Below are 25147 nucleotides of genomic sequence, written 5' to 3'. Positions count from 1 at the left end.
ATAGGGGGTGAGTCAGGGAGCCACCGAAACTTCCCCCGACCCCTACCTCAAGGGGGAGGGGAGTACGTGCCCAACCCATTGATCCGGCGCGAGAATAAAAACTTATCCCCGCGCCTTCCACCGGCCCTATCCTCTTCCTCGCACCCCGCCGCTACACACGCGGCATGGACGAGATGTCGGGCGGGGGCGTTGGGGCAGCCGGGTCGCCGGCGGGCAGGGTGTCTGTTACGGACCGGCGGATCAACGAGCGTCCGCATGCTTCGTGTACGGCTCACAAATCCCGGCGTGTGGGGCGGCTGACGCTTCCCATCTAAAACTAAATAGGAGGCGAAAGCCGCCCCGCATTCGTGTGTCCGAAAGGACGAAAACCGACGGAAGCATCTTCCGGACGGCGCAAGGTCATGCGCGGCGGAAAGGGAGACGCCATGCCTATCCCGCCAGGCTCAAAAATCGAGATCGGCATACCCGGCATGCGGCGGCAGGGCGATGACGCGGTCGTTGAGGAGGGTGCGGAAGGCCGGGCGCGATTTGATGCGCGAATACCAGTCGCGCATTTCGCCGGCCGCCTCCCAGTCGATGTCGCCGATATAGTCGAGGGTCGAGATATGGGCAGCCAGCGCAAAATCGGCGAGGCTCATCTCGTCGCCGGCCAGCCACCGGCGGCTGGCGAAGAGCCAGGCGAAATAGAGCAGGTGCTCCTGCAGGTTCGCCTTGGCGGCGCGCAGCACGCCGGTGTCGGGGGTCGCGCCGCGCTGGTCGCGCTTGGCGATCTTCTCCTCGATCACATAGCGGGTGACCTCGTCGTTGAACTTGCCGTTCACCCATTCGAAGAGCCGCCACATCTCGGCCCGCTCGCTGCCGACCGTCGGGATCAGCCCGGCGACGGTCGAGGGCGCATAGCGCTCCTCGATCGTAAAGATGGTGGCCAGAAGCCCGACCGCGGCCACCGCCTCCTCCTCGATCAGCACCGGCACCGAGGCTGCCGGATTGATGTCGAGGAAGTCGGGCTCGCGCAGCCACGGCTTTATCTCCTCGAGGTCCACAGGAACGCCGTATTCGGCCAGCATCAGGCGGACCATGCGGGTTGAGGGATCAAGGGGATGGTGCAGGAGAGTTGGCATGTCTTGCTCGCTCAACGAAGACCACCAATGCCGAAACGGGCGTTGGCGGCATCCGGCAAATCGGGCTAAGAGCGGTAGCTCCCGCCGCTTGCCCTATTGAATTAGAGCGGTTCTGCCAGAAGGAAAAGCGGCTGGCCTCCTCGAACCGCGGCAAATCACAGAGATGATGACATGAACGGCGATCAAGGTCTTTTTGTGCCCCTGATTCTGGGCATCCTCGAGGGGTTGACCGAATTCCTGCCGGTGAGCTCCACCGGCCATCTGCTGCTGGCCGGACACTTCTTCGGCCTCCACCAGCCCGCGACCTTCATCGTCCTCATCCAGCTGGGCGCGATCCTTGCGGTCATCAGCGTCTATTTCGTCAAGCTGGGGCAGCTCATCGGCGCGGCCCTCAGGGGCGACCGCCAGGCCTGGCACTTCGCGCTCGCCGTCGTTATCACCTGCCTGCCGGCAGTCGTCGCGGGCGTGCTCTTTCGCGAGTACATCCAGGGGGTGATCTACGAGACGCCGGTCGTCATCTGCATCAGCCTGCTCGTCGGCGGCTTCGTGCTGCTGGCCGTCGACCGCATGAAGCTTGCGCCCCGCTACACCGAAATCTACAGCTATCCCTGGCACCTGGCGCTGATCATCGGGCTCTTCCAGATGCTTTCGCTGATCCCGGGCGTGTCGCGCTCGGGCTCGACGGTGATCGGCGCCATGCTCTTCGGGGCCGACAAGCGCTCGGCGGCCGAATACACCTTCTTCGTTGCGCTCCCGATCATGGCCGGCGCCTTCGGCTACGACCTCTACAAGAGCCGCAACCTCATCGACATGAGCCTCGGGCTCAACATCGCCATCGGCTTTGCCGCCTCCTTCGTCGTCGGGGCGCTGGTGGTGCGGTACCTTCTCGATTTCGTCTCGCGCCACGGCTTTGCCCCGTTCGCCTGGTGGCGGATCATCGTCGGCGGCGGCGGGCTCATCGCCCTCTGGCTGATGCGCTAGGGCAAAATGCCGGGCGAGCGCTTTCCTGGCGACAATGGCGGGCCACCGCTGGAAAAGCCCCACGAATGGGGCGAGGGTCCGTTCGGCAATTACTTCGAATGGCGCACCGCCCAGCGCGAGGCGCGCAAGGTGCCCTACGAGACCATGCGCCGCCGGGCGGCAAAGGCCGAAGCGCTGGGCCTCACCTATGAGGAGTACACCCTCGAGATCCTCGAGCGCGGCCGCTACCTGCAGGCGAGCGACACCGAGCGGATCATCGAGATCAAGCGCAAGCGCCCGCTGCGCTACTGATCCCGTTGACGGCGCCGTGGCGGCGCCCTAACGTGCCGGCCGGCCGATGCGGCCAGCCGCCTGCGCCCCGTGAAGGGGTGGTGAATGCATCAAACCCTATCGTCCTTGATCCTCTTCGCAACGCGAACGGATCGGCAATGCAGGCACCGGTTCTCCCGTTCGCGGCAAGAAGGATCCGCCTCATGCGCACATTCCGTGACGCCAAGGCCATGGCCAAGTCCCTGCGGACGGCCCTGGCGCAAAAGAACCTCGAGCTCTCCCACAGCGAGTGCCTGGAACTCATCGCCAACCAGTTCGGGTACGACGACTGGAACATCCTTTCGGCCAGGATCGAGGCCGAGGCAGATGCCGGCGTCCCCCGCACGGCAACCGGCGCCGTCGCCTTTTCCGACGCGATCCCGATCCTGCGCATCTTCGACGTCGAAAAGGCCATGGAGTTCTACCGGGATTTCCTCGGCTTCGCCCTCGACTGGGAGCACCGCTACGGCGACAACTTCCCGCTCTATGCGCAGATGTCGCGCGCCGGGATACGGCTGCACCTCTCGGAGCACCATGGCGACGCCAGCCCCGGCTCGACCGTCTTCGTCTGGATGCGCGGCATCAAGGCGTTCCACGAGGAGCTGCTCGGCAGGCACTACCGCTACAACCGGCCGGGCCTCGAGGACGCGGGCTGGGATGCTTGGGTGATGGAGGTCAACGACCCCTTCGGCAACAAGCTGCGCTTCAGCGAGCCCTACGCCGACGACGATCCGCGGGCCTGAGCCGACGTAGCCGGCCCGCTCCACCGGCCGGCGGAGCGGGACCATCTCAGGCCGCTGTGCCGTCCGAAGCGTGGTCCTGCCGGTCGAACTGGCCGTGCTTGCGGAAGCGCCACATATAGCTCGGCAGGATGGTCTCCATGGCCGTCGGCGTGATGCCGAAGGCGGCGAGCGTGCGCTTGTCCTTGATTGCGGCGTCCGAAACGACGTTGTCGGTCATCAGCAGGTCGACGCGGTCGGCCGTGATCAGCGGGGTAACGGGCAGGATGGCGAAAGGCAGCGCCAGGATCTTGGCGATACCCGGCGGCAGCGGCAGCAGCGGGCGCGAGCGGCCGGCGGCTTCCAGGATGCGCTTCATCAGCTCGCGGTGGGTAACGACCTCGGGTCCGCCGAGCTCGTAGACGCGGCCGGTGCGCACCGCCCCTTCCGCCGCCATGACGAAGGCCTCGGCGACATTGCCGACATAGACCGGCTGGAAGCGCGACTCGGGGCCGATGAGCGGCATGATGGGAAAATAGCGCGAAAGCGTGCCCATCAGGTTGAAGAACCCGTCGCCCGGGCCGAACATCAGCGAGGGACGGATGACGACGGCCTCGGGGAAGGCCTTGAGCACCTCGCCCTCGCCGGCGAGCTTGCTGCGGGCATAGTCGCTTTCGGTCGCGATATCGACGCCGAGCGCCGAGACGTGGACGAGGCTCTCCGCCCCCGCGGCCTTGGCGGCGCGCGCGATGGCGGCCGCGCCCCCCACATGCACGGCCTCGAAGGTCTGCTTGCCGCCTTCGAAGCCGATGCCGACGAGGTTGATGACCATTTCGGCACCGGCGACCGCCCGCGCGATCGAGGCTTCGTTCCGCACATTCGCCTGCACCGGCACCACCTGCCCGACGCTGCCCAGCGACTTGGTGTGGCCGGCCAGGTCCGGCCGGCGCACGGCCACCCGCACGCGGTAGCCGCGCCGCGCCAGGCGCTGGACGATCTGCGTGCCGAGGAAGCCGGAGCCGCCGAAGACGGTGGCGAGTTTGGGTTCGTAGCGGACCATTAACGAGGCTCCGTGGATCGGTCCGGCGGGCCGGACATCACGTGATGGATTTCCCGCCTTCTAGCCCAAGCCCCGCGCCGCTGTCGAGTGTGACGAGGGTTTGCGGTGCCCGGTCCGCCGCCAATCCAGCGCCTTGACTCTTCGGCCGGAATGTTCTTCCTTCGTTCACGTCAATTCGCGTATCGGAGTTTGTCCATGCCCGAAGCCAGGACCTATCACGGCCAATGCCATTGCGGCGCCGTGCGCTACGAAGCGACCACCGATCTTTCGAGCCTTGCCGACTGCAACTGCTCGCGCTGCCGGCGGCTCGGCTGGATCATGCAGTCGCTGCCCGCCGAGAACTTCCGCCTCATTTCCGGAGAGGACAGGCTCACCCTCTACCACTTCAATACCATGGGCATCGACCACCTCTTCTGCGCGACCTGCGGCATCGAATCCTTCGCGCGCGGCCACGACGGAGAGGGGCGCGAGCTCGTCATGATCAACGTCAACTGCCTCGAGGATGCCCCGCCTGTCGACCGGGCGGCGATCAGCCACTGGGACGGGGCGAGCTTCTGACGCGGATCGCGCCGGGCATCCACGAATGCGCATTGACATCGCCCGGCGCTGGCCCTAGTAACGCCTCCGCTTTGCCCAGGTGGCGGAATTGGTAGACGCGCACGGTTCAGGTCCGTGTACCGCAAGGTGTGGAAGTTCGAGTCTTCTCCTGGGCACCAGTTCTCTTCAAAAACGCCGGCCCCGTGGCCGGCGTTTTGATTCGGCCTTCCCGATTTCGCGACCCAGCCTTCCCAAGGCCCTTGCGCTGTGGCATCACGCTTTTGCAACAGCGAGGCGACGATGACCATCAGACTGCACCGGGGCGACCTGCCGGACCTCTCCCGCTACGGGCGCGAGGTCGCCATCGACACCGAAACCATGGGGCTCAACCCCAGCCGCGACCGGCTCTGCGTCGTGCAGCTCTCGCCGGGCGACGGCAGCGCCGATGTGGTGCAGATTCCGGCGGACGTTGCCTCCGCGCCCAATCTCGAGCGGCTGCTGGCAGATCCCGCCGTCACCAAGATCTTCCACTATGCCCGCTTCGACGTCGCGGTCCTGAAGCACCGGTTCGGGGTCGTGACCGGCCCCGTCTACTGCACCAAGATCGCCTCCAAGCTCGTGCGCACCTATACCGACCGGCACGGCCTCAAGGACATCGTGCGCGAGCTCTTGAACATCGACCTGTCCAAGCAGCAGCAGAGCTCGGACTGGGGCGGGGAGAAGCTCTCCGACGCCCAGCTCGAATACGCGGCCTCCGACGTCCTCTACCTCCACGACCTCAAGCGTCATCTCGACCGCATGCTCGTACGCGAGGGGAGGATGGACCTTGCCCGGCAGTGCTTCGATTTCCTCAAGACGCGCTGCGAGCTCGATCTGCTCGGCTGGGGCGAAATCGACATCTTCGCCCACAGCTGAACGCGATGCCGAGCCACGCCCACAGCGCAGACAGGCTCTCGATCTACCGCTCGCTCGAGCGGCGCAACCGGGTCGTTGCCGTCCTGCGCTGGCTGGTGCCGGCGGCAGGTGTCCTGGCGCTCGTTTCGCTCGTCGTCCAGATCGTCGTTTCGAGCCAGCTCGGCCGGTTCGATTTCGAGAGCATCCGGGTCGCGCCCGAGAGCGTAACCCTCGAAGCGCCCGAATATGCCGGCATCCTCGAGGACGGCTCGCGCTACCGCGTGACCTCGCGATCGGCGGCGACGCGTGCAGGCGAGCCGGAGCGGATCGACCTTACCGACGCCGCCTTGACCATCGAGCGCCCGACCGGGGTGGTCATGGACATCACTGCGGCCGAGGGCGAACTCGACACCACCAGCGAGCTGGTGCTGGTCGAAGGCGTCGCCGATGTCGTCGATTCGACCGGCACCACCGCCGTGCTCCATCGCTCGGTCTTCGACTGGACCGCGCAGGTGCTGACGAGCGAAGGCCCCGTCTCCATCGACTATGCCGACGGCAGCGAGCTCGAGGCGCAGACGATGACCTTCGACACCAAGACCTCCATCTGGACATTTTCACGCGTCAGGGTCACCCTGCCCGACACACCGGGAGCCGACGAGCCATGATCCGCATCCTTGCTCTCCTCGCCGGGCTCCTCGCCCTCTCGGCCTTGCCCGCAGCGGCGCAGAACCCGGTCGAGATCACCGCCGACAACTTCACCATCAACGAAGAATCGCAGGAAGGCGTGTTCACGGGCAACGTCGTCGTCATCCACCCGTCGGTGACCGTGCGCGCGCCCAAGGTCGTCATCACCTATGGTGAGGGCGGCACTTCCGATATCGAGAGCTTCGAGGCGACAGGCAACGTGCACCTCGAAACGCCCGAGCAGGACGCGACCGGCGAGCGGGCCGTGTTCGACCCCGCGGCGCGCACGCTGCACCTGACCGGCAATGTGGTGGTGACCAACCCGTCGGGAACGGTGCGCGGCCCCGAGCTCCTCGTCAACCTCGACACCGGGGTCTCGACCTTCACCGGCAGCCAGAGCGGGCGCGTGACCGGGACGTTCACCACCGAATGACGCAGCAGCCCGCAAAGAAGATCGACCAGAACGGCTGGCTCGTCGCCCACCGGCTCGCCAAGACGTTCGGCAAGCGCGCGGTCGTTCGCGACGTCTCGATCGCGGTCAAGCGCGGGGAGGCCGTGGGGCTTCTCGGCCCCAACGGGGCGGGCAAGACCACCTGCTTCACCATGATCATGGGTCTCGTCAAACCCGACAGCGGCGAGATCCGGCTCGACGGGCGCCCGATCACCCATCTGCCGCTCTTCCAGCGCGGGCGGCTCGGCATCGGCTACCTGCCGCAGGAGCCGTCGATCTTCCGCGGCATGAGCGTTGCCGACAACATCCTCGCCATCCTCGAGAACACCGTGCGCTCGCGCTCCGAGCGCAAGGCGCGGCTCGATGCCCTGCTCGAAGAGTTCTCGATCACGCATCTGGCCAAATCCAACGCGCTGGCGCTCTCGGGCGGGGAGCGGCGCCGGGCCGAGATCGCCCGCGCGCTTGCCGCCGATCCGGTGTTCATGCTGCTCGACGAGCCGTTCGCGGGCGTCGATCCCATCGCCGTCGCCGAGGTCAAGGGGCTGGTGCGCCAGCTCACCCATCGCGGCATCGGCGTGCTAATCACCGACCATTCGGTGCGCGAGACGCTGAGCCTGGTCGACCGGGCCTACCTCATCCATGGCGGCCGCGTGATGATCCAGGGCCGGCCCGAGACCATCACCTCCGACCCGGAGGCGCGCCGGGTCTATCTCGGCGATACGTTCGAGGTCTGATTCCGCTTTACCTGCCGTTTGGCACGAATTTTGCCGGGCCGCTTGCCCTGCCCCGGCAAATGAGTCATGGTCGGCGGAACGCGGGGCCTCGAGGGCCCCAAAACCTTTCGCGAGTGGGGAAATTCAACGCATGGCCTTGTCGCCGCGGCTCGAAGTACGCCAGGCCCAGAGCCTCACCCTCACTCCGCAGCTGATGCAGTCGATCCGGCTGCTGCAGTTGAGCCATCTCGAGCTCAACGGGTTCGTCGAGGCCGAGCTCTTGCGCAACCCCCTGCTCGAGCGCGAGGACGGCGCCGACGGAGAGCCGGCCGAACCCGTCGAGCGCCCGGCCGAGACCGGAGCCGTCGAGGATACGGTCACCCATGGCGAGCGCATCCAGAGCGCCGAAGCCATCGCTGAGGGCTACGACACCGCGGTCGAGAACGTCTTTCCCGACGCCCGGACCGACGCGGGGTCCGGCCTCGCGCGCGGGCTCGGCTTCGGCGCCGAGGGCGAAGCGCCCGATCTCGACCAGTTCGTCGCGACCCGCCCGCTCCTCTCCGACCATCTGACCGATCAGGTCAACCTCATCCTCAAGACCGCGCCCGACCGGATGATCGCGCGCCATCTCATCGACAACCTCGACGAGGCCGGCTACCTCGCCGCTTCGCTCGAGGGCATCGCCGAGCAGCTCGGCGCCGAGATCGAGGACGTCGAGGCAGTGCTTTTGGCCATCCAGGGGTGCGATCCGGTCGGGGTCTTCGCGCGCAACCTTGCCGAGTGCCTCGCCATCCAGCTTCGTGAGCGCGACCGGCTCGATCCGGTCATGGCGAAACTCCTCGCCAATCTCGAGCTCCTCGCCAGCCACGACGTGCCGGCGCTGCTGCGCGCGATCGGCTGCGACCGCGAGGACCTCGCCGACATGATCGGCGAGCTGAAATCCCTCGATCCCAAGCCCGGCCGCGCCTTCGATTCGGGACCGGTCGAGGCGGTTGTGCCGGATGTCTTCGTGCGTCCGGCCCCGGCCGGCGGCTGGCAGGTCGAGCTCAACTCGGACGTTTTGCCGCGCGTGCTCGTCAACCGCGAGTACTACGCCACGGTTGCCGCACGCACGCGCGACGGCGCCGGGAAGGCGTTCCTCGCCGATTGCCTGCAGACGGCCAACTGGCTGACCAAGAGCCTCGACCAGCGCGCCCAGACCATTCTCAAGGTCGCCATCGAGATCGTGCGCCAGCAGGACGGGTTCCTCACCCACGGCATCGCGCACCTCAAGCCCATGACCTTGAAGATGGTCGCCGAAGCCATCGACATGCACGAATCGACCGTCTCGCGGGTGACCTCCAACAAATATGTGATGACGCCGCGCGGCCTCTTCGAGATGAAGTACTTCTTCACCACCGCCATCGCCTCTTCCGACGGGATGGGCGAGCATTCGGCCGAGGCCGTGCGCCACCGCATCCGCCAGCTCATCGACGCCGAACCGGCCGGGGACGTCCTGTCCGACGACACCATTGCCGAGATATTGAAGCGCGAGCAGGGCATCGACGTCGCCCGCCGCACCGTCGCCAAGTACCGGGAAGGCATGAACATCCCCTCCTCGGTCATCCGCCGGCGTCAGAAGAAGGGACTGGAGAGGATCGCTTGAGGAGCCCGCCAAACGGGTTTCCAGCTCGATTCACGCGCGAAGGCTATCCGCTATGGCGCGGCTTGTCATCAAAACTATCCCCCGCTAATCGCCCTGTTGCGCATTGCATGCCGGTTCGCGACGGGTCTAGCATCGGGTCGGGCCCATGCCCATATCGGTTATGGTCAGCGGGCCGGCTCCGGCGGGAGAGAGGCTGACGCGTTTCTCCTCGCAGGCGCATGCCAAGCGCAACAGCAAAGAGAGGGAACCATGACCTTACGCGTTTCCGGCAAGAACATGGATGTTGGCGACGCCTTGCGCGGCAAGGCGGAGGATCACTTCTCGACCGTCGTTGGCAAATATTTCGACGGCGGCTATGACGGTCACCTCACCCTTTCCCATGACGGCAGCGGCTTCAGGGCCGATTGCGTGGTGCATCTCGACACCGGCGCCACGCTCCAGGCGAGCGCCCAGGGCGGCGACGCGACCGCCGCCTTCGAGGGCATGGCCACCAATATCGAGAAGCGCCTGCGCCGGTACAACCGCAAGCTCAAGTCCCACCGCAAGGGCAACGGCAACGGGCAGGACGTGCTGGCCCAGTATACGGTGCTGGGCCCATCGGACGCCCATGACGAGCTCGACGAGGACTACGCGCCCCCGGTCATTGCCGAAACCACCAAGAGCCTGCGTTCGCTCAGCGTCGAGGAGGCGGTGATGGAGCTCGATCTCAGCCAGTCCGGAGTGGTGGTTTTCCGTCACGCTGGACATGGCGGGCTAAATGTGGTCTACCGCCGCACCGACGGCAATATCGGCTGGATCGATCCAGCTCTCGGCGCAAATTGAAGCCCCGCCCGATCACTATAGATCGCAATCGACCTGGGACGTCTTAATGGAACTGGCCGACATTCTGGCTGAGCGCTCCGTGCTCGTCTGCACGGACGCCTTGTCCAAACGCGAACTGTTTGAATTGCTTGCTCAAACAGCTGCAAAGGCAAGCGGATTCGAACCCGATATCATCCTTACTGCCCTCGAGGACCGCGAGGCGCTGGGCTCGACGGGATTGGGCAACGGCATCGCCATCCCGCACGGCAAGGTGCCGGGCCTGCCCGGCGTGACGGCGGTGTTCGCCCGACTCGATCATCCGATCGATTTCGAGGCGATGGACGACCGTCCCGTCGACCTGGTGATGATGCTGCTGGCCCCGACCGGGGCCGGGGCCGATCACCTCAAGGCGCTTTCGCGCGTGGCGCGGCTCCTGCGCACCGAATCGATCGTCGAGGACCTGCGGCGCAGCCGCGACCCAGCCCGGATCCATGCGATCCTCAGCGCGCCGGTCGAAGCCAGCAACGCCGCCTGAGGATTCACAAGGAACAAAAAAGCCCCGCCGCACGTGCGGTGGGGCTTTGCATTGGCAACCGACGCGCTCTCGGGGGTGTGAAAGCGCGACGTTAGAGCGTTTCCAGGAAAAGTGGACACCACTTTTCGGGTTCGGAAACGTGACAAAACAAAGAGTTAGAGATCGTTCAGCGTTTCAAAGAAACGATGAACGGCTTTAGTGAAGCGTCACGACGCCGAGGTCCTTGTCGATCAGCCATTCGGTGACCGCGTCTGGCGTGTCGGCCACCATCAGCGGCGTGCCGTCGGCGGACATGACGAGCTGATAGGTCGTCTCCTCGTCGAAATCGGTTCCCCGAATCATCGCCGAGAGGTCCAGCCCGCTGATGGGGCGCACAAAGGCGACGGCGTTGCCGCCGAGGGCGGCGAACTGGGCGGCCGTCAGGCTTTTCAGCGGATTGATCGACCCGCCTGCCGTCTCGGCTTCGAAATTGCGTTTCTCGATCATGGCGTGCCCTTTCCTCAAACTGTACGGATGTCGATACGGCGGGCGACCTTGGGCGTCTGCGGACGCTCAAGAGCAACAACGAGCAGACCATGGCTCAGAGTTGCATCCTTGACGATCATGCCGTCGGCGAGGAGGAAGCTGCGCTGGAACTGGCGCGTGGCGATGCCACGGTGCAGATACTCGCGCGAACCGTCGTCCTTCTGCCGCCCGCGAACGATGAGCTGGTTGTCCTCGGCCATGACCTCGAGCTCGCCGGCGGAGAAGCCCGCCACCGCGATCGACACCAGGAACCGCTCGGTTCCGTCGGCGTCGGTCTTGCGCTCGATGTTGTAGGGTGGATAGCCGTCGGACGACTTCGTCAGCCGGTCGATGCGTTCCTCGAACGCGTCGAACCCCAGCAGAAACGGGGCGGAGAACACGGATACACGCGACATTTCGAAACCGTCCTTGTCACAAGCAACGTCATCTGCCGGACCCGATGGGAGTGGCGCCCGGCTGTCGAGGCAGATATGGGAGAACGAGGCAACCGCTTCAAGGCCGGGGAGGACCCATGGACAGGACCGTCGCCATCGTCATGCCCGCCTATCGGGCCGAGGAAACCATCGCCGCCTCGGTCGCGAGCGTCATCTCGCAGACCTTTGCCGACTGGCAGCTGTGGATCGTCGCCGACGACGGCGCCGACTACGAGGCGTTCCTCGCCAGGGCCGGTCTTGCCGATTCGCGCCTGCGCTTCCTCGACTCGGGCGGAACGCGGCGCGGCGCCTCGCTCGCCCGCAACGTCGCGCTCGACGCGATCGATACGCCCTATGCGGCCATTCTCGATGCGGACGACCGCATGCAGCCGGAAAAGCTCGCCCGCGTCATCTCGGCGCTCGACACCCACGGCATCGTCAGCACGGCGCTCGACGTGATGACCTTGGATTTTTCCCACCTGCGTTATGTCGGCACGGGTCCCGATCGCGTGCTGACGCCCGGCGAACACAAATGGGTGAGCATCTCCATGGATTCGATGATCGCCTGGGACCGGCGCAAGGCCGACGGGCGGTATGATGCGGGGATGAGCAACATGACCGACCTCGAGTTCCTGCTGCAGCTCTACCGCACCGTGCCCGTCTCCATGCATCTCGGAACGCCGCTGCACGACTACGTCAAGCGCGACGGATCGATGAGCAACGCCAGGAACGTCGCCGCGGGCATGATCGCTTCCAAGCGCGAGATTCTTTCCAGGCTCGAATCCGGCCACTATGGCTTGCCGCAGGCCGATGTGGAGGGTCTGGCGGCGTTCCTTGCCGTCTCGCTCGAAGCCGAGGAACGCTACGAGGCGGCCGCCGCGAAGACGCCCGGCCTGCTCTTCGAAGACCATCTCGAGCCGATGCTGGCGGTGGCGCGCCTTACGACAGCAGCTTCGTGATGACATCCTGGTGGATCTCGTCCCACTCGTCCTGCGAGAACGGATAGAAGCCGCAGCCGCGCAGCATTGCCGCGCCCTCGGTGGCCAATAGGGCCACCCGCGCCTGCCGGCCGGCAGGCGTCGTGGTATCGAGGCGGTCGATGAGGCCCCTGTAGTATTCGAGCGCGCCCTCGCGGTATTTGGGCGAGCGCATGAAGCTCGCCATCAGCACGACGGCCCGGTCGCTGGCGTCCGGGTCGGCGGTGCGGCTCGCCTCGACATGGGCGCGCACGCGGTTGACCGGCGTGTCACCGGCCTTTTCGAGGTAGTCGTCGGCGATCCGGTCGAAGGCGGCGTAGACGCGGGCGAGCATGGCGTCGATCAGCGCGTCCTTGCTGGCGAAGGCATAGAGCACGCCGCCCTTGCTGACTCCCGCCTCGGCGGCGACCGCATCGATGGTCAGGTGCGCCGCCCCGTCGCGCAGCACCACCCTTTCAGCGGCATCGAGAAGCGCTCCGCGATCGATTGTCTGGCGTCGGCCCATATCGAATTCCCTATGGTTGCTCTTTTAAAACCGTCTGGACGGATATATATAGCGCATCCCTTCATATCAAAGGAAATCGCGCTCCGCGCATAGAGGTTCAGATGTCGTTTTCGCGCAACCGCTGGCTCGTCCTGATCGCCGTCCTGCTGGCGTTCATCCCTATCGTCGTCGACATGACGATCCTCCATATCGCCGTGCCCTCCCTTACCCTGGCCCTGGGCGCGAGCGGCACCGAGATCCTCTGGATCATCGACATCTACCCCCTGATGATGGCGGGCCTGCTGGTGCCGATGGGCACGCTGGCCGATCGGGTCGGCTATCGGCGCATGCTCCTCGTCGGCCTCGCCGTCTTCGTCGCCGCCTCGGTCGGCGCCGCCTTCTCGCCGACTGCCGGAGCGCTGATCGCTGCACGGGCGCTGCTGGCGCTCGGCGCCTCCATGGTCATGCCGGCGATCCTGGCCATCATCCGCCAGACCTTCGAGGATGACCGCGAGCGCGGCATAGCGCTCGGCCTCTGGGGCACGGTCAGCTCGGCCGGCGCCGCGCTTGGGCCCCTGGCGGGCGGCCTGCTGCTCGAGCATTTCTGGTGGGGCTCGGTCTTCCTCATCAACGTGCCGATCATGCTCGTCGTCTGGCCGCTCGCCTTCGTCAGCGTGCCGCATCGCGCGCCACAGGGGCGGGGCAACTGGACGATCGGCCAGGCGCTGCTGCTGATCGCCGGCCTCATCGCCACGGTCTATGCGGTCAAATCGGGTTTCAAGCCCGGCGCCTCGCCGGCGCTTGCCGTCGCAAGCGCGCTCATCGGCCTGACCCTTCTCGCCGCCTTCGCGCTGCAGCAGGTGCGCGCCAGCGCGCCGATGCTCGACCTCACGCTCTTTGCCCGGCCGGCAATCAGCATGGGCATGGTGATCGCGCTCGTCGTCTCGGGCGCGCTCGCCGGCGTCGAGCTCACCATCGCCCAGGAGCTGCAGTTCGTCGTCGGACGCTCGCCGCTCGAGGCCGGCATCTTCATGCTGCCCCTCGTCATCGCCTCGGCGATCGGCGGACCGCTCGCGGGCTACTCGGTCGGCCTCTTCGGGTTGCGCGCCGTCGCCGCAGGTTCGCTGGCGGCGGCGGCCGCGAGCCTTGCCGGATTGGGGCTGAGCGATTTCCACGATCCGGGCCTTGGTGTCGTGGCGCTGATGGTCCTGCTCGGCCTTGCGCTCAGCCTCGGCCTCACCGCCTCCTCGATCGCCATCATGGGCAGCGCCCCGGTCGAGAAGGCGGGCGCCGCCGGTGCGCTGGAATCGACCGGCTACGAGCTGGGTGCCGGTCTTGGCATCACCTTCTTCGGGGTCCTGCTCGCTTCGAGCTACGGGAGCGCGTTCCTCGTGCCCGAAAGCCTTGCCGGCAGCGTGCCGGAAAGCGCGGGGCACTCCATCGGCGAGGCCATGATCGCGGCCGACCGGATCGGCGGAGCGGGTGGAGAGGTGCTCGCCGAGGCGGCGCGGCTGGCGTTCTCCTCGGCCCACCAGACGGTGCTGCTGATCGCCGCCGGCCTCATCGCCATACTGGCGGTGGCCGTTCCCGTGGCGCTGCGCGGCTACCGGGAGACCGGCGCGTCCCCGGCGGTGCACTGAGCCGCCACGACGAGCGAAAAAATCCGCGCTCCGGGCCTTGAACGGCCCGGCCCGGCCCGGAGCGCCGAGGAGCGGGAATTCATGACCGTTGTCTGACAGTTAGGTGACGCAGCCATTCCCCCAAAATTAACCGGCGGCGGCATAGACCACCGGACGAACTCGTCCGGAAGTCGATTGCCCCATGCTGCTCTCCCGCCTCTCCATCGCCGCCCGCATCTATGCCGCCTTCGGCGCGCTGATCGTGCTGCTCGGCGTCCTCGTCGTCATCGCCGTCCTCGGCGTCCAGATCCTCTCGGCCGGTTTTGCCGGCTACCGTGACGCGGCCGCCGCCTCGGGCGCGGTGGCCGAGGCCAGCACAGCGCTGGCCGAGGCGCGCCTTGCGGTATCGCGCTACGAGCTTGCGCCGAACGAGGCCAACGCCACCCGCGTTGTGGCCAGTCTCTCCACCCTCTCGGCGGGTGCCGCGCAATCCGACCTCGTCGCGCGCTATGGCGAGAGCATCGACGCCATGATCGCGGTCGACGCCGAGATCGCCCGCCTCACGACGGCCAGCGACGAGGCCGGGATCGGAGCCACCGATACGCTCGCCAGCCTCATCACGCAGACAGCGCAGTCCTCGAGCCTCAACGCCAGGGCCGCGGCGACGTCCGGCCTTGCCATGCAACACCTGCTGCAGACGCGGCTCGCCGCCACTACGCTGCTCTCGGCGCCGGACGAGTTCCGCTATCTCACCACCGTCGCCCTCTCGGAGGCGACCCTGGCGCGGCTCGACGAACTGCGCTCGACCTTCTTCCGGGCCGAGGACCTCGCCCGCGTCGATGCGGTGAAGCAGGCCGTCGAGCTCTACGCGGCCAGCCTTGCCGAGGCCCATGCCCGGCTCGGCGAGCGGCAGGTCATCGGCGCGCAGATCGCCGGGATCGATGCCGAGCTCGTCAGCGCCTATGCGCGGCTCGCCGAGACCGCGGCCGGGGAACGCGGGCGCATCGATGCGGCCGCCGCCGGCAGCGCCGCGCAGGTGCAGACGAGCGCGCTCATTGCAGGCCTCGCCGCGCTCGCCGTCGGGCTTGCCTTCGCCATCGCCATCGCGCGCTGGCTCTCCCGCTCTATCCGGCAGATGGCGTCGGCCACCCAGCGCATGGCCGACGGCGACTTCGAGGTGACGCTGCCGGCCCGCAACGAGCGCAACGAGATCGGCCAGATCGCCCGGGCGCTGGAGGTGTTCGGCGCCCATGGCCGGGCCGTTGCCGCAAACGCGCGCGAGCGGGAAGCAGAGGCCGCCCTCTCCGCCCATCGGCAGGGGCTGCGCGAGGCCTTGCAGGCCGACATCGGCGAGATCGTCGCGGCCGCCCTCCATGGCGATTTCGACCGGCGGCTCACCCGCGACTACGAGATAGAGGATCTCAATACGCTCGCCGCCGGCGTCAACGCGCTGGTCGAGACCGTCTCGCGGGGCCTCACCGAATCGGGCGCCGTGCTTTCGGCCCTCGCCAATGCCGATCTCTCGCGCCGCGTCACCGGCGACTATCGCGGCGCCTTCGGGCAGTTGAAGGCCGACACCAACGCGCTGGCCGACGCCCTCGAGGCGACCCTCTTCCGCCTCGGCCACGCCTCGCATGCCCTGAAGCGCGCGACCGGCGAGATTCTCTCGGGCACCAACGACCTTTCCGAGCGCACCACCCGCCAGGCGGCGGCGATCGAGGAGACCGTCGGCGAGATCGAGACGCTGAGCGGCGAGATCCTCGAAAACGCGCAGGCGGCGCATGGCGCGGCCGAAAGCGCGCTCGATGCCTCGCGCGTCGCCCATGCCGGCGGCCTTGCCATGCACGCGGCGACGCAGGCGATGGAGCGCATCTCCTCGTCCTCGGCCAAGATTTCCTCGATCATCCGCCTGATCGACGACATCGCCTTCCAGACCAACCTCCTGGCTCTCAACGCCTCCGTCGAGGCGGCGAGGGCCGGTGAGGCCGGCAAGGGCTTTGCCGTGGTTGCCGTCGAAGTGCGCCGCCTCGCCCAGTCGGCAGCCAATGCCTCTTCGGACGTCAAGGCGCTCATCGAGCAATCGGCTGGCGAGGTCAGGGACGGCTCGCGGCTCGTTTCCGAGGCGGCCGGCAAGCTCGAGACCATCCTTGCCGCCATCGAGGCCAGCAGCGACAGGATGCAGGCGATCGCGACCTCGAGCCGCGGCCAAGCCGACGCCATCGGCCGCGTGACGCTGACCGTCAAGCAGATGGACGAGATCACCCAGCACAACGCGGCGCTCGTCGAGCAAACCAACGCGGCCATCGAGCAGACCGAGGCGCAGGCGCACGAGCTCGATATGATCGTGCGCGATTTCTCGGGCAGCACGGTTGTGACGGAACCGCAGAAACGAGCAGGTCGACGCGCTGCCTAACTGCTTGCAATTTGCAACTGGATTGATATCCTTCCGACTTGAACCACGGGAGGACTACCCATGCTCAAGCATGACGGCGTCATCTGGCACACCGCCATCAGCCTCGACGGCTATGCCGCCGATGTGAACGACAGCCTCGCGTTCATGGCGCGTTACGAGGCGCCCAACCCGCTGATCGACGAAGTCGAGGCCAATATCGGCTGCACCCTCGGCGGCCGGCGCGGCTATGACGTCTTCCGCGCCCGGGATGAGGAACCGCAAGCCTATGGCGACGCGGTCCAGGTGCCCGAATATGTGGTTACCCGCAGGCCCTTCCCGGACGATCCAAAGACGCTTTTCGCCGATGGCAACGACTTGCCCGCCGTCGTGGCCAAGGCAAAGGCGACGGCCAATGGCAGGATGGTCGTCATTCTCGGGCCGACGCTCGGCTCGGCGCTGCTGCGCGCCGGTCTCGTCGACCAGATCGTACTGCACGTAACACCGGTACTGATCGGCGCCGGCATCAAGATCTTCGCCGATACCGGAGAGCCGCCGGTCCACCTGGAACTGATTCACCTCAGCCAATCCGGGCAGACCACCAATCTGGTCTTCGAGCCGCGGCCGAATTAGCCCGCAGGGCTTGCCAACCCGGCGCTTTCCCCCTATAGACGCGCCTTCTCCGGACCGCCCGGCCAAAAGGCATGCCGTGGCGGTCTTTGAATGCGACAAGGCCCCATAAGGCCCAGTCACAAGAACAAGGACACGCAAAATGCCCAAGATGAAGACCAAATCGGGCGCCAAGAAGCGCTTCAGGTTCACCGCGACCGGCAAGGTCAAGGCCGGCGTCGCCGGCAAGCGCCACCGCCTGTCGTCCCACAACGCCAAGTACATCCGCAGCAACCGCGGCACCAAGATTCTCTTCAAAGGCGATGAGAACCTGGTCAAGTGGTACATGCCGTACAACCGCTAACGCCGGAAGGAACCTGACAGATGTCCCGCGTCAAGAGAGGCGTTACCGCCCACGCCCGTCACAAGAAGGTCTTGAAGGCCGCCGAGGGTTACTACGGCCGCCGCAAGTCCACGATCCGCGTCGCCAAGCAGGCCGTCGAAAAGGCCGGCCAGTACGCCTACCGCGACCGCCGCGTCAAGAAGCGCAACTTCCGCGCGCTCTGGATCCAGCGCATCAACGCCGCCGTGCGCGACCACGGCCTGACCTACGGCCGATTTATCGACGGCCTCGGCAAGGCTGAGATTGCCGTCGACCGCAAGGTGCTCTCGGATCTGGCGATCCACGAGCCCGCCGCGTTCGGCGTCCTGGTCGAAAAGGCCAAGGCGGCGCTGGGGTACCTGAAGGACGTGGAAGAAACCACCCACGCCCGGGTTACCGCCTAAGGAGCTTGCTCGGCAAAAGTGGACACTCACTTTTGCGGTTCGAGCGAGCGACCAGCAGAACCGTCTCTCAGCTTGCTGAGGCAAATTCGCGCCTTGCGCCGCCCGTCAGGGCTGGCGCAGGGCGTTTTTGTTTGCCATGAAGCTCACGCCCGCAACGGAAGTTCAGATGTCTCTCGAAACCCAGATCAGCGACCTTCGCGCAGAACTGTCTGCCGCCATCGCCGCCGCCGATACGGAACCGGCGCTCGAGGCCGTGCGCGTTTCCGCCCTCGGCAAGAAGGGCAGCGTTTCGGCGCTGCTCGCCACCCTCGGCTCCATGCCGCCCGAGGAGCGCAGGACTGCTGGCCCCGCCATCAACGGCCTCAAGGCCGAGGCCGCGAGCCTCATCGAGGCGCGCTCGGGCGAGCTCAAGGCCAAGGCGCTGGAAGCGCGCCTTGCCGCCGAGACCGTCGATGTGACGCTCCCCCTGCAGCCGGCACCGACGACGCGCGGGCGCATCCATCCGGTCAGTCAGGTGATCGACGAGATCACCGCCATCTTCTCGGACATGGGCTTTTCCATCGCCGAGGGGCCGGACATCGAGACGGATTATTTCAACTTCACCGCGCTCAATTTCCCGGAAGGGCACCCGGCGCGCGAAATGCACGACACGTTCTTTTTAAAACCCAATGCCGAGGGCGAGAGGAAGCTTTTGCGCACCCACACCTCGCCGGTGCAGGTGCGCGTCATGCAAAAGACCAACAATCCGCCCAAGGCCGGCTACATCACGCCCTCGATCGATCCGCCGATCCGCGTGGTCATGCCCGGCCGCACCTATCGCAACGACAGCGACCAGACTCACACGCCCATGTTCCACCAGGTCGAGGGGCTGGTGATCGACAAGTCGTCGCATATCGGGCAATTGCGCTGGGTGCTCGAGGAATTCCTCAAGGCCTATTTCGAGATCCCCAACGTCACCCTGCGCTTCCGTCCGTCGTTCTTCCCCTTCACCGAGCCTTCCATGGAGGTCGACGTCCAGTGCGACCGCTCCGGCGGCGAGGTCAAGATCGGCGAGGGCGAGGATTGGCTCGAAATCCTCGGCTGCGGCATGGTGCATCCCAACGTCATCGCTAATGCCGGGCTCGATCCGGACGTCTACCAGGGCTTCGCCTGGGGCATGGGGATCGACCGCATCGCCATGCTGAAATACGGCATGCCGGACCTTCGCGCCTTCTTCGATGCCGACCAGCGCTGGCTCGACCACTACGGGTTCCGCCCGTTCGATCTGCCGACATTGTTCGGGGGATTGAGCAGCTGATGTTATCGACAAGGCCCCCTCACCCGCCGCTGCGCGGTGACCTCTCCCCCAAAGGGAGAGGTGAGGCCGCGCCATCTCGGCTGCCCGCCACCTTTCCCTCGGGGGAGAGGTCGGCCGCAGGCCGGGTGAGGGGGCCTTTGCCGCACTGGAGCCCACAATGAGCCTCCTGCAATCCGTCGACGCCACTGCAAATCCCACCTTCGTCGTCACCGACATCGAGGCGGACGGGCCGACGCCGCTGCACAATTCGATGCTGAGCTTTGCGTCCGTCGCCATCGACGCCGACGGCAACCGCTATGGCGAGTTCGAGGCGGTGCTCATCCCCCGGCCCGACCGCAAGCAGAACGAGCAGACGATGGACTGGTGGCAGACCCAGCCGGAGGCTTGGGAGGCGGCAACGACCGGCGACGAGGCGCCGGAAGTCGTCATGCCGCGCTTTGCCGACTGGGTGGATAGCCTGCCCGGTCCCCACGTCTTCGTTGCCGCCCCGATGATCTTCGATGGCCTGTGGATGGACCACTATCTCGACGAGTACGCCGGCACCCGCGTGCTTGGCGGCCCGTTCAAGACCCGGCAGATCTTCAAGGGCGGGGGCGTCTGCCTCTATACCATGGCCGGAACGCTGCGCGGCGCGCCCTATCTTGACTGGGGCATGAGCAAGCTGCCGGCCGAGTTCTATGGGCATGTGCCTCATACCCACAAGGCCATCGACGACGCGCGCGGCTTTGCCAACGTGCTCGTCGAGCTCCTCAAGCTTTCCCGGGCGTTGCCGCCGATCACCGGCACCCCTTCCGACTTCCGCTAACGCAAAGACACGAACTCGATGAAATTCACCCTCGATTGGCTCAAGGAGCACCTCGACACCACGGCGAGCGCCGACGAGATCGGCGCGGCCCTTACCATGATCGGCCTCGAGCTTGAGGGGATGGAGGACGAGGGCAAGGTGCTGGGCGCGTTCGTCATCGCCCATGTCGTCTCGGCCGAGCAGCACCCCAACGCCGACAAGCTCAAGGTCTGCAAGGTCGATGCGGGCTCGGGCGAAATCCTCGACGTCGTCTGCGGGGCGCCGAACGCGCGCTCCGGCATGAAATCGGTCTTTGCCTTCCCCGGCACCTATATCCCGGGCAAGGACATCACCATCGGCAAGGGCGTCATTCGCGGACAGGTTTCGAACGGCATGCTCTGCTCGGCCATGGAACTGGGCCTCGGCAATGACCACGACGGCATCATCGAGCTGCCGCAGGACGCCCCGGTCGGCAAAAAATACGTCGACTATGCCGGCCTCAACGGCGTCGTCTACGACATCTCCATCACCCCCAACCGGGGCGATGCGACCGGCGTCTACGGCATCGCGCGCGACCTTGCCGCCTTCGGCCTCGGCACGTTGAAGACAACCGACATGTCGCCGGTGACCTCCAAGGGCAAGAGCCCGATCGGTCCGCTGCCGCACGAGTTCGGTCCGGACGAGATGAAGACCATCCGCAAGTTCGCCGGCCGCTACATCAAGGGCGTCAGGAACGGGCCCTCTCCGGCCTGGCTGCAGGCGCGCCTGCGGGCCGTGGGCCTCAGACCCATCAACGCCATCGTCGACATCACCAACCTCGTCTCGCTCGGCTGGGGCCGGCCGCTCCACGCCTATGACGCCGACAAGCTCGTCGGCCAGCCGGTGCTGCGCAACGCCCGGGCCGGCGAAGAGATCGACGCCCTAGACAACCGCGTCTATGCGCTCGACGAGACGATGACCGTCATCGCCGACGATGCGGGTCCCCTCTGCCTCGGCGGCATCATGGGCGGCATCCGCTCGGGCGTCGTCGACGAGACGGTCAACGTCTTCATGGAATGCGCCAGCTGGGATCCGCAGCTCGTCGCCCGCACCGGCCGCAAGACCGGCATCGTCTCGGACGCGCGCTACCGGCTCGAGCGCTCGGTCGATCCGGCGCTGACCGAGCCCGGCATGGAGCTCGCCACCCGCCTCGTCCTCGAGCTGTGCGGCGGCGAGCCGATGGAGCCGGTGATCTCGGGCGAGGACGTCTATCCCGATACCGTCGTCCAGTTCCCGCTGTCCGAGGTCAAGCGCCTCACTGGCCTTGACGTTTCGCACGACAAGGTCATCGACATCCTCTCGCGCCTCGGTTTTACGAGCGAAGGCAAGGGCGAGACGCTTTCCGTCAAGGTACCGAGCTGGCGCCCGGACGTGACGCAGAAGGCCGACCTCGTCGAGGAAGTGATGCGCATGGTTGGCGTCGACGCGGTGCCCGTCGAGCCGCTGCCGCGCCTCAGCCATGTGGCGCCCCGCATCCTCACCTCCATCCAGAACCGCCGCCGCATCGCCCGCCGGGCCCTCGCCGCGCGCGGTCTCGACGAGGCGGTCACCTGGTCGTTCATCCCGCACGAGGAGGCGGTGCGGTTCGGCGGCGGGGCGGAAAGCCTGCAGCTTGCCAACGCCATCGCCTCCGACATGACCGACATGCGCCCCTCGCTCCTGCCCGGCCTCATCGCCGCGGCACGCCGCAACGCCCATCGCGGCAATGCCGATATCGGGCTCTTCGAAGTCGGCCAGGTGTTCCTCTCCGACGAGCCGGAAGGCCAGCACACTTACGCAGCCGGCATCCGCACCGGCACGGCGCGGTTGACCGGCGCCGGCCGCCACTGGAGCGGGAAGGCTGCGGACGTGGGCGTCTTCGATGCCAAGGCGGACCTTGCCGCCGTGCTCGATGCCTTGGGAGTCGATATCGAAAAGCTCCAGCTCGTCGCCGAGCCGGCGCCCTGGAATCATCCGGGCCGTGGCGGGCGCCTGCAGCTGGGACCCAAGGTCATCCTCGGCTGGTTCGGCGAGCTGCACCCGGCCTGGGCGGAAGCCATGGACGTCGACTTCCCCGTCGCCGCCTTCGAGATCGACCTCGATGCCCTGCCGGAGCCCCGCCGCAAGGCGACGAAGTCCAAGGGCGCCCTCGACGTTTCGCCGCTGATGCCGGTCAAGCGCGACTTCGCCTTCCTCGTCGACCGCTCGGCCACTGCCGCGACCATCCTCAAGGCCGCGCGCGGCGCCGACAAGGCGCTGATCGAGGATGTGACGGTCTTCGACGTCTTCGAGGGCGCGCATGTGGGCGAGGGCAAGAAATCGGTCGCCATCGAGGTCACGCTGCAGCCGCGCGACAGGACGCTGACCGACGAGGAGATCGACAAGGTTTCGGGCGCGGTCGTCGCCGCCGTCGCCAAGGCGACGGGCGCGGTGCTGCGGAGCTAATCATGGCCGCCGAAATCCTCGACCTGCCGACCCTGCCCGGCTATCTGCTGCCGGGCGGGCTGCGGCGCGGCCTGCTGCGCCCCGAACTTCCGCGCGACCCGAAGTTCGTTGCGAGCTACGAGGACCGCATCCTCTTCTACGACGCCTTCTGGGACGTGACGGGGAGACAGATCATCGTCCACGGACCGCTGGCCATCGATCTCAAGCCGCACTACCGGCAGGCGCGCTATGTCGCCCGCCCGAGCGGCGCGGTGCTGAAGCCGAAGCCGCACCACTCGACACGCGTCGAGCTCTATGGGCTGAAGGCCCCGCCCGACACCACGCATCTCGAAGTGACCTTCGCCGGTCACGTGCTGACCCTGCCGGTCGGCGAGAGCTATGCGCGACATTTCGCCGGCGAGAACCTGCTCTTCACGCTCTCCAGGAACAACGATCTCGACTGGATCGCCGACTGGGCCCGCTTCCACGTGGTCAACCAGGGCGTGACGGCGGTCCTCCTCTTCGACAACGCTTCCGACCGCTACGGGCTCGATGACATCGCCGCGCGGCTCGCCGCCATCGAGGGTCTGAGGAAGATCAGCGTCATCCCCGTCCCGCATCGCTATACCGACCGGGACGAGGCGATGCGCAAGACACCGTTCTGGGCGCATTTCCTGCAGCCCTCGATGATGCTCAACATGTTCCGCCGCTACGGGCCCCTCGCCAACGGCATCCTCAATTGCGACATCGACGAGCTGGCGGTGCCGACAGGCGGCGAGACCGTCTTCGAAACCGCCCGCGCCTCGCGCTCGGGGACCGTCTATTTCCGCGGCCGCTGGATCGAGCCGGTGCCGGGCGAGGTGCACGCGGACGGCTACCGGCACGCGGATTTCCGCCTCATCAAGCCCGGTACCGATATCACGCGCGGCCGCACCACGCAGAAATGGGCGGTGGACCCGGACCGCAAGTGGCTACGGAACCTCTCGATCCACCCGCACACCCATCTCTTCGCCAACCGCCCGTGGTTCACCCGCCACAAGCCGACGACGGCCTATATCGCCCATTTCCGGGCGATCTCGACCAGTTGGGCCCGCGCCCGCCCGGTCACGCCCGAGCGGCCGCCGGGGCTGATCGAGGACACGCTGCTCTCGCGCGCGCTCGACCGGGCGTTTCCGGAGCTCGCCGCGCGCGGACGACCGGCCTCATAGCGCCCCGGGGCGCTCGGGGCGGGTGGTGATGTCGACGGCGCGGCCTTCGCGCGAGGCGGTCTCGAAGGCTTCCATGACTTCGAGGACGTGGAGCGCCAGGTCGCCGTTTGCCCGGTGCGGGCGATCGTCGAGGATTCCCTGCGCCATGTCGGCGACGCCGAGCGAGCGGTAGTTGCCGTCGGCATAGGGCTTTTCCACCGGCACCTCGACCCAGGGCTCGTTGCGCCCAGGCTTCTTGATCTCCAGCCCGCCGCCGAAATTGTTGGGATCGGGGACGATCAGGCTCGCCTCGGTTCCGTAGATCTCGAGCGGCACGTGCTTATGGCCGGCCACGTCGAAGCTCATGGCGATCTGCACCACCGCGCCGTTGACGAAGCCGAGCGAGCCGGTGATGTGCGTGGCGATCTTTACCGGCACGGTCTGGCCGCGCTTCGGCTCGCTGGTGATGGTGCGCTCGGTCCGCGCCGTCGAGCTGATGGCGACGACCCGCTCCACAGGCCCCAGGAGGTTGACGAGATCGGTGATGTAGTAGGGGCCCATGTCGAGCATCGGGCCGCCGCCGATATCGTAGTAGAAAGCCGGGTCCGGGTGCCAGCTCTCATGGCCGGGGATCATCATGAACGCGGTGCCGCCGACCGGCCGGCCGATGGCGCCGCTGTCGACGACCGCGCGCGCCTGCTGATGGGCGCCGCCGAGGAAGGTGTCGGGCGCCGAGCCGACGCGCAGCCCCCTGGCCTTGGCCGCTTCGACCAGGCGCTGGCCCTCGGCGAAGGCGACGCCGAGCGGCTTTTCAGAATAGACGTGCTTGCCGGCCTCGAGTGCGCGCAACCCCACCTCGACGTGGGCGCGCGGGATGGTGAGATTGACGATGAGCGCGATCTCGGGATCGGCGAGCATCGCCTCGATGCTCATGGCCTCGAGGCCGAACTCGGTCGCGCGGGCTGCCGCGACCTCGGGACGCATGTCGGCAAGGCCCTTGAGGTCGAGCACCGGAAAGCCCGGTAAACCGTCGCGCCCGAGCATGGCCTTGAGATAGGCCGATGAGATGTTGCCCGTGCCGATGATGCCGATGCCAAGCCGCCTGCCGTCCGTCATTTGTGGTGCCCTCCTCCCGAGGCTGTCTCTCGTCGCCGGGCGGCCGACTCGCCGCCATGACGTACGTAC

27 protein-coding genes and 1 tRNA gene are annotated in these 25147 nt (G+C 66.8%); 22 read left to right on the top strand and 6 right to left on the bottom strand.

The window, feature by feature from the left end; all coding sequences use genetic code 11:
• Window positions 1-443: 443 nt before the first annotated feature.
• Window positions 444-1121 (bottom strand): glutathione S-transferase family protein, encoded by a 678-nt coding sequence (locus VE25_RS12525; protein WP_046108970.1) that lies wholly within the window; start codon window positions 1119-1121, stop codon window positions 444-446.
• A 171-nt stretch (window positions 1122-1292) separates the two neighbouring features.
• Between VE25_RS12525 and VE25_RS12520 the strand changes: the two genes are divergently transcribed.
• The 3 genes from VE25_RS12520 to VE25_RS12510 all read left to right on the top strand — a co-directional run bounded on the left by VE25_RS12520 (window position 1293) and on the right by VE25_RS12510 (window position 3154).
• Window positions 1293-2102, top strand: coding sequence for an undecaprenyl-diphosphate phosphatase (locus VE25_RS12520; protein ID WP_046108969.1), 810 nt, complete (start codon window positions 1293-1295; stop codon window positions 2100-2102).
• A 6-nt stretch (window positions 2103-2108) separates the two neighbouring features.
• Window positions 2109-2393 carry a hypothetical protein gene (locus VE25_RS12515; protein WP_046108968.1) on the top strand — a complete coding sequence of 95 codons (285 nt, stop codon included), beginning with the start codon at window positions 2109-2111 and terminating at the stop codon, window positions 2391-2393.
• A gap of 182 nt (window positions 2394-2575) precedes the next feature.
• Window positions 2576-3154, top strand: a complete 579-nt coding sequence (locus VE25_RS12510) for a glyoxalase superfamily protein (protein ID WP_046108967.1) — start codon at window positions 2576-2578, stop codon at window positions 3152-3154.
• A gap of 46 nt (window positions 3155-3200) precedes the next feature.
• Here VE25_RS12510 and VE25_RS12505 read toward each other — a convergent pair whose 3' ends face one another.
• Window positions 3201-4190: a complex I NDUFA9 subunit family protein gene (locus VE25_RS12505; RefSeq protein ID WP_046108966.1), complete on the bottom strand. Its 990-nt coding sequence runs from the start codon at window positions 4188-4190 to the stop codon at window positions 3201-3203.
• A 195-nt stretch (window positions 4191-4385) separates the two neighbouring features.
• Between VE25_RS12505 and VE25_RS12500 the strand changes: the two genes are divergently transcribed.
• The 9 genes from VE25_RS12500 to VE25_RS12460 all read left to right on the top strand — a co-directional run bounded on the left by VE25_RS12500 (window position 4386) and on the right by VE25_RS12460 (window position 10450).
• Window positions 4386-4748 (top strand): GFA family protein, encoded by a 363-nt coding sequence (locus VE25_RS12500; protein ID WP_046108965.1) that lies wholly within the window; start codon window positions 4386-4388, stop codon window positions 4746-4748.
• A 73-nt stretch (window positions 4749-4821) separates the two neighbouring features.
• Window positions 4822-4906, top strand: a tRNA-Leu gene (locus VE25_RS12495).
• Window positions 4907-5027: 121 nt separating this feature from the next.
• On the top strand, window positions 5028-5642 hold the full coding sequence (locus tag VE25_RS12490; protein ID WP_046108964.1) for a ribonuclease D: 615 nt from the start codon (window positions 5028-5030) through the stop codon (window positions 5640-5642).
• A gap of 5 nt (window positions 5643-5647) precedes the next feature.
• Window positions 5648-6286 carry an LPS export ABC transporter periplasmic protein LptC gene (locus VE25_RS12485; RefSeq protein ID WP_046108963.1) on the top strand — a complete coding sequence of 213 codons (639 nt, stop codon included), beginning with the start codon at window positions 5648-5650 and terminating at the stop codon, window positions 6284-6286.
• Window positions 6283-6738 carry a lipopolysaccharide transport periplasmic protein LptA gene (lptA, locus tag VE25_RS12480; protein ID WP_046108962.1) on the top strand — a complete coding sequence of 152 codons (456 nt, stop codon included), beginning with the start codon at window positions 6283-6285 and terminating at the stop codon, window positions 6736-6738. Before VE25_RS12485 ends, lptA begins: the two co-directional genes overlap by 4 nt.
• Window positions 6735-7490 carry an LPS export ABC transporter ATP-binding protein gene (lptB, locus tag VE25_RS12475; RefSeq protein WP_046108961.1) on the top strand — a complete coding sequence of 252 codons (756 nt, stop codon included), beginning with the start codon at window positions 6735-6737 and terminating at the stop codon, window positions 7488-7490. The genes lptA and lptB overlap by 4 nt, the downstream gene beginning before the upstream one ends.
• A 130-nt stretch (window positions 7491-7620) precedes the next feature.
• Window positions 7621-9114 (top strand): RNA polymerase factor sigma-54, encoded by a 1494-nt coding sequence (gene rpoN, locus VE25_RS12470; protein WP_046108960.1) that lies wholly within the window; start codon window positions 7621-7623, stop codon window positions 9112-9114.
• 249 nt (window positions 9115-9363) lie between these two features.
• Window positions 9364-9936 carry a ribosome hibernation-promoting factor, HPF/YfiA family gene (hpf, locus tag VE25_RS12465; protein WP_046108959.1) on the top strand — a complete coding sequence of 191 codons (573 nt, stop codon included), beginning with the start codon at window positions 9364-9366 and terminating at the stop codon, window positions 9934-9936.
• Window positions 9937-9982: 46 nt separating this feature from the next.
• Window positions 9983-10450, top strand: coding sequence for a PTS sugar transporter subunit IIA (locus tag VE25_RS12460; protein ID WP_046108958.1), 468 nt, complete (start codon window positions 9983-9985; stop codon window positions 10448-10450).
• Window positions 10451-10645: 195 nt separating this feature from the next.
• Here the strand turns inward: VE25_RS12460 and VE25_RS12455 are convergent, their stop codons facing one another.
• Complete coding sequence (locus VE25_RS12455) at window positions 10646-10936, bottom strand: DUF1150 family protein (RefSeq protein ID WP_046108957.1); 291 nt, start codon at window positions 10934-10936, stop codon at window positions 10646-10648.
• Window positions 10937-10950: 14 nt separating this feature from the next.
• On the bottom strand, window positions 10951-11370 hold the full coding sequence (locus VE25_RS12450; RefSeq protein WP_046108956.1) for an Hsp20 family protein: 420 nt from the start codon (window positions 11368-11370) through the stop codon (window positions 10951-10953).
• 116 nt (window positions 11371-11486) lie between these two features.
• Between VE25_RS12450 and VE25_RS21890 the strand changes: the two genes are divergently transcribed.
• Complete coding sequence (locus tag VE25_RS21890; protein WP_052731934.1) at window positions 11487-12347, top strand: glycosyltransferase family 2 protein; 861 nt, start codon at window positions 11487-11489, stop codon at window positions 12345-12347.
• On the opposite strand, the gene VE25_RS12440 is transcribed toward VE25_RS21890, so the two are convergent.
• A complete protein-coding gene (locus VE25_RS12440) occupies window positions 12328-12870 on the bottom strand; it encodes a TetR/AcrR family transcriptional regulator (RefSeq protein WP_046108955.1) in 543 nt (180 codons plus the stop codon). The two genes, VE25_RS21890 and VE25_RS12440, sit on opposite strands and share 20 nt — an antisense overlap.
• A gap of 101 nt (window positions 12871-12971) precedes the next feature.
• Here VE25_RS12440 and VE25_RS12435 point away from each other — a divergent pair, with 101 nt between their 5' ends.
• The 9 genes from VE25_RS12435 to VE25_RS12390 all read left to right on the top strand — a co-directional run bounded on the left by VE25_RS12435 (window position 12972) and on the right by VE25_RS12390 (window position 23983).
• Window positions 12972-14489, top strand: a complete 1518-nt coding sequence (locus tag VE25_RS12435) for an MFS transporter (protein WP_046108954.1) — start codon at window positions 12972-12974, stop codon at window positions 14487-14489.
• Between the two features lie 181 nt (window positions 14490-14670).
• Window positions 14671-16881 carry a methyl-accepting chemotaxis protein gene (locus VE25_RS21885; RefSeq protein WP_052731933.1) on the top strand — a complete coding sequence of 737 codons (2211 nt, stop codon included), beginning with the start codon at window positions 14671-14673 and terminating at the stop codon, window positions 16879-16881.
• 60 nt (window positions 16882-16941) lie between these two features.
• Window positions 16942-17490, top strand: a complete 549-nt coding sequence (locus VE25_RS12420; RefSeq protein ID WP_046108952.1) for a dihydrofolate reductase family protein — start codon at window positions 16942-16944, stop codon at window positions 17488-17490.
• A 139-nt stretch (window positions 17491-17629) separates the two neighbouring features.
• Window positions 17630-17830 (top strand): 50S ribosomal protein L35, encoded by a 201-nt coding sequence (gene rpmI / locus VE25_RS12415; protein ID WP_046108951.1) that lies wholly within the window; start codon window positions 17630-17632, stop codon window positions 17828-17830.
• 20 nt (window positions 17831-17850) lie between these two features.
• Window positions 17851-18252, top strand: coding sequence for a 50S ribosomal protein L20 (gene rplT / locus VE25_RS12410; protein WP_046108950.1), 402 nt, complete (start codon window positions 17851-17853; stop codon window positions 18250-18252).
• Between the two features lie 166 nt (window positions 18253-18418).
• Window positions 18419-19549, top strand: coding sequence for a phenylalanine--tRNA ligase subunit alpha (gene pheS, locus VE25_RS12405; RefSeq protein WP_046108949.1), 1131 nt, complete (start codon window positions 18419-18421; stop codon window positions 19547-19549).
• Between the two features lie 157 nt (window positions 19550-19706).
• A complete protein-coding gene (locus VE25_RS12400) occupies window positions 19707-20354 on the top strand; it encodes a 3'-5' exonuclease family protein (RefSeq protein ID WP_046108948.1) in 648 nt (215 codons plus the stop codon).
• 18 nt (window positions 20355-20372) lie between these two features.
• Window positions 20373-22796 carry a phenylalanine--tRNA ligase subunit beta gene (gene pheT / locus VE25_RS12395; protein ID WP_046108947.1) on the top strand — a complete coding sequence of 808 codons (2424 nt, stop codon included), beginning with the start codon at window positions 20373-20375 and terminating at the stop codon, window positions 22794-22796.
• 2 nt (window positions 22797-22798) lie between these two features.
• Window positions 22799-23983, top strand: coding sequence for a glycosyltransferase family protein (locus tag VE25_RS12390; protein ID WP_046108946.1), 1185 nt, complete (start codon window positions 22799-22801; stop codon window positions 23981-23983).
• Here the strand turns inward: VE25_RS12390 and VE25_RS12385 are convergent.
• Complete coding sequence (locus VE25_RS12385) at window positions 23978-25078, bottom strand: Gfo/Idh/MocA family protein (RefSeq protein WP_046108945.1); 1101 nt, start codon at window positions 25076-25078, stop codon at window positions 23978-23980. The genes VE25_RS12390 and VE25_RS12385 overlap by 6 nt on opposite strands.
• Window positions 25079-25147 lie beyond the last annotated feature (69 nt).

Origin of the sequence: Devosia geojensis (assembly GCF_000969415.1) — a bacterium.
Lineage (GTDB): Bacteria > Pseudomonadota > Alphaproteobacteria > Rhizobiales > Devosiaceae > Devosia > Devosia geojensis.
Note: the sequence above shows the minus strand (reverse complement) of the source record. Positions and strands in the feature narration are given on the sequence as shown.

What these genes read in the sequence shown, in the direction of transcription:
- VE25_RS12525 (WP_046108970.1), bottom strand. Translation starts at nt 1,121, where the DNA reads ATGCCAACTCTCCTGCACCATCCCCTTGATCCCTCAACCCGCATGGTC.
- VE25_RS12520 (WP_046108969.1), top strand. Translation starts at nt 1,293, where the DNA reads ATGAACGGCGATCAAGGTCTTTTTGTGCCCCTGATTCTGGGCATCCTC.
- VE25_RS12515 (WP_046108968.1), top strand. Translation starts at nt 2,109, where the DNA reads ATGCCGGGCGAGCGCTTTCCTGGCGACAATGGCGGGCCACCGCTGGAA.
- VE25_RS12510 (WP_046108967.1), top strand. Translation starts at nt 2,576, where the DNA reads ATGCGCACATTCCGTGACGCCAAGGCCATGGCCAAGTCCCTGCGGACG.
- VE25_RS12505 (WP_046108966.1), bottom strand. Translation starts at nt 4,190, where the DNA reads ATGGTCCGCTACGAACCCAAACTCGCCACCGTCTTCGGCGGCTCCGGC.
- VE25_RS12500 (WP_046108965.1), top strand. Translation starts at nt 4,386, where the DNA reads ATGCCCGAAGCCAGGACCTATCACGGCCAATGCCATTGCGGCGCCGTG.
- VE25_RS12490 (WP_046108964.1), top strand. Translation starts at nt 5,028, where the DNA reads ATGACCATCAGACTGCACCGGGGCGACCTGCCGGACCTCTCCCGCTAC.
- VE25_RS12485 (WP_046108963.1), top strand. Translation starts at nt 5,648, where the DNA reads ATGCCGAGCCACGCCCACAGCGCAGACAGGCTCTCGATCTACCGCTCG.
- lptA (WP_046108962.1), top strand. Translation starts at nt 6,283, where the DNA reads ATGATCCGCATCCTTGCTCTCCTCGCCGGGCTCCTCGCCCTCTCGGCC.
- lptB (WP_046108961.1), top strand. Translation starts at nt 6,735, where the DNA reads ATGACGCAGCAGCCCGCAAAGAAGATCGACCAGAACGGCTGGCTCGTC.
- rpoN (WP_046108960.1), top strand. Translation starts at nt 7,621, where the DNA reads ATGGCCTTGTCGCCGCGGCTCGAAGTACGCCAGGCCCAGAGCCTCACC.
- hpf (WP_046108959.1), top strand. Translation starts at nt 9,364, where the DNA reads ATGACCTTACGCGTTTCCGGCAAGAACATGGATGTTGGCGACGCCTTG.
- VE25_RS12460 (WP_046108958.1), top strand. Translation starts at nt 9,983, where the DNA reads ATGGAACTGGCCGACATTCTGGCTGAGCGCTCCGTGCTCGTCTGCACG.
- VE25_RS12455 (WP_046108957.1), bottom strand. Translation starts at nt 10,936, where the DNA reads ATGATCGAGAAACGCAATTTCGAAGCCGAGACGGCAGGCGGGTCGATC.
- VE25_RS12450 (WP_046108956.1), bottom strand. Translation starts at nt 11,370, where the DNA reads ATGTCGCGTGTATCCGTGTTCTCCGCCCCGTTTCTGCTGGGGTTCGAC.
- VE25_RS21890 (WP_052731934.1), top strand. Translation starts at nt 11,487, where the DNA reads ATGGACAGGACCGTCGCCATCGTCATGCCCGCCTATCGGGCCGAGGAA.
- VE25_RS12440 (WP_046108955.1), bottom strand. Translation starts at nt 12,870, where the DNA reads ATGGGCCGACGCCAGACAATCGATCGCGGAGCGCTTCTCGATGCCGCT.
- VE25_RS12435 (WP_046108954.1), top strand. Translation starts at nt 12,972, where the DNA reads ATGTCGTTTTCGCGCAACCGCTGGCTCGTCCTGATCGCCGTCCTGCTG.
- VE25_RS21885 (WP_052731933.1), top strand. Translation starts at nt 14,671, where the DNA reads ATGCTGCTCTCCCGCCTCTCCATCGCCGCCCGCATCTATGCCGCCTTC.
- VE25_RS12420 (WP_046108952.1), top strand. Translation starts at nt 16,942, where the DNA reads ATGCTCAAGCATGACGGCGTCATCTGGCACACCGCCATCAGCCTCGAC.
- rpmI (WP_046108951.1), top strand. Translation starts at nt 17,630, where the DNA reads ATGCCCAAGATGAAGACCAAATCGGGCGCCAAGAAGCGCTTCAGGTTC.
- rplT (WP_046108950.1), top strand. Translation starts at nt 17,851, where the DNA reads ATGTCCCGCGTCAAGAGAGGCGTTACCGCCCACGCCCGTCACAAGAAG.
- pheS (WP_046108949.1), top strand. Translation starts at nt 18,419, where the DNA reads ATGTCTCTCGAAACCCAGATCAGCGACCTTCGCGCAGAACTGTCTGCC.
- VE25_RS12400 (WP_046108948.1), top strand. Translation starts at nt 19,707, where the DNA reads ATGAGCCTCCTGCAATCCGTCGACGCCACTGCAAATCCCACCTTCGTC.
- pheT (WP_046108947.1), top strand. Translation starts at nt 20,373, where the DNA reads ATGAAATTCACCCTCGATTGGCTCAAGGAGCACCTCGACACCACGGCG.
- VE25_RS12390 (WP_046108946.1), top strand. Translation starts at nt 22,799, where the DNA reads ATGGCCGCCGAAATCCTCGACCTGCCGACCCTGCCCGGCTATCTGCTG.
- VE25_RS12385 (WP_046108945.1), bottom strand. Translation starts at nt 25,078, where the DNA reads ATGACGGACGGCAGGCGGCTTGGCATCGGCATCATCGGCACGGGCAAC.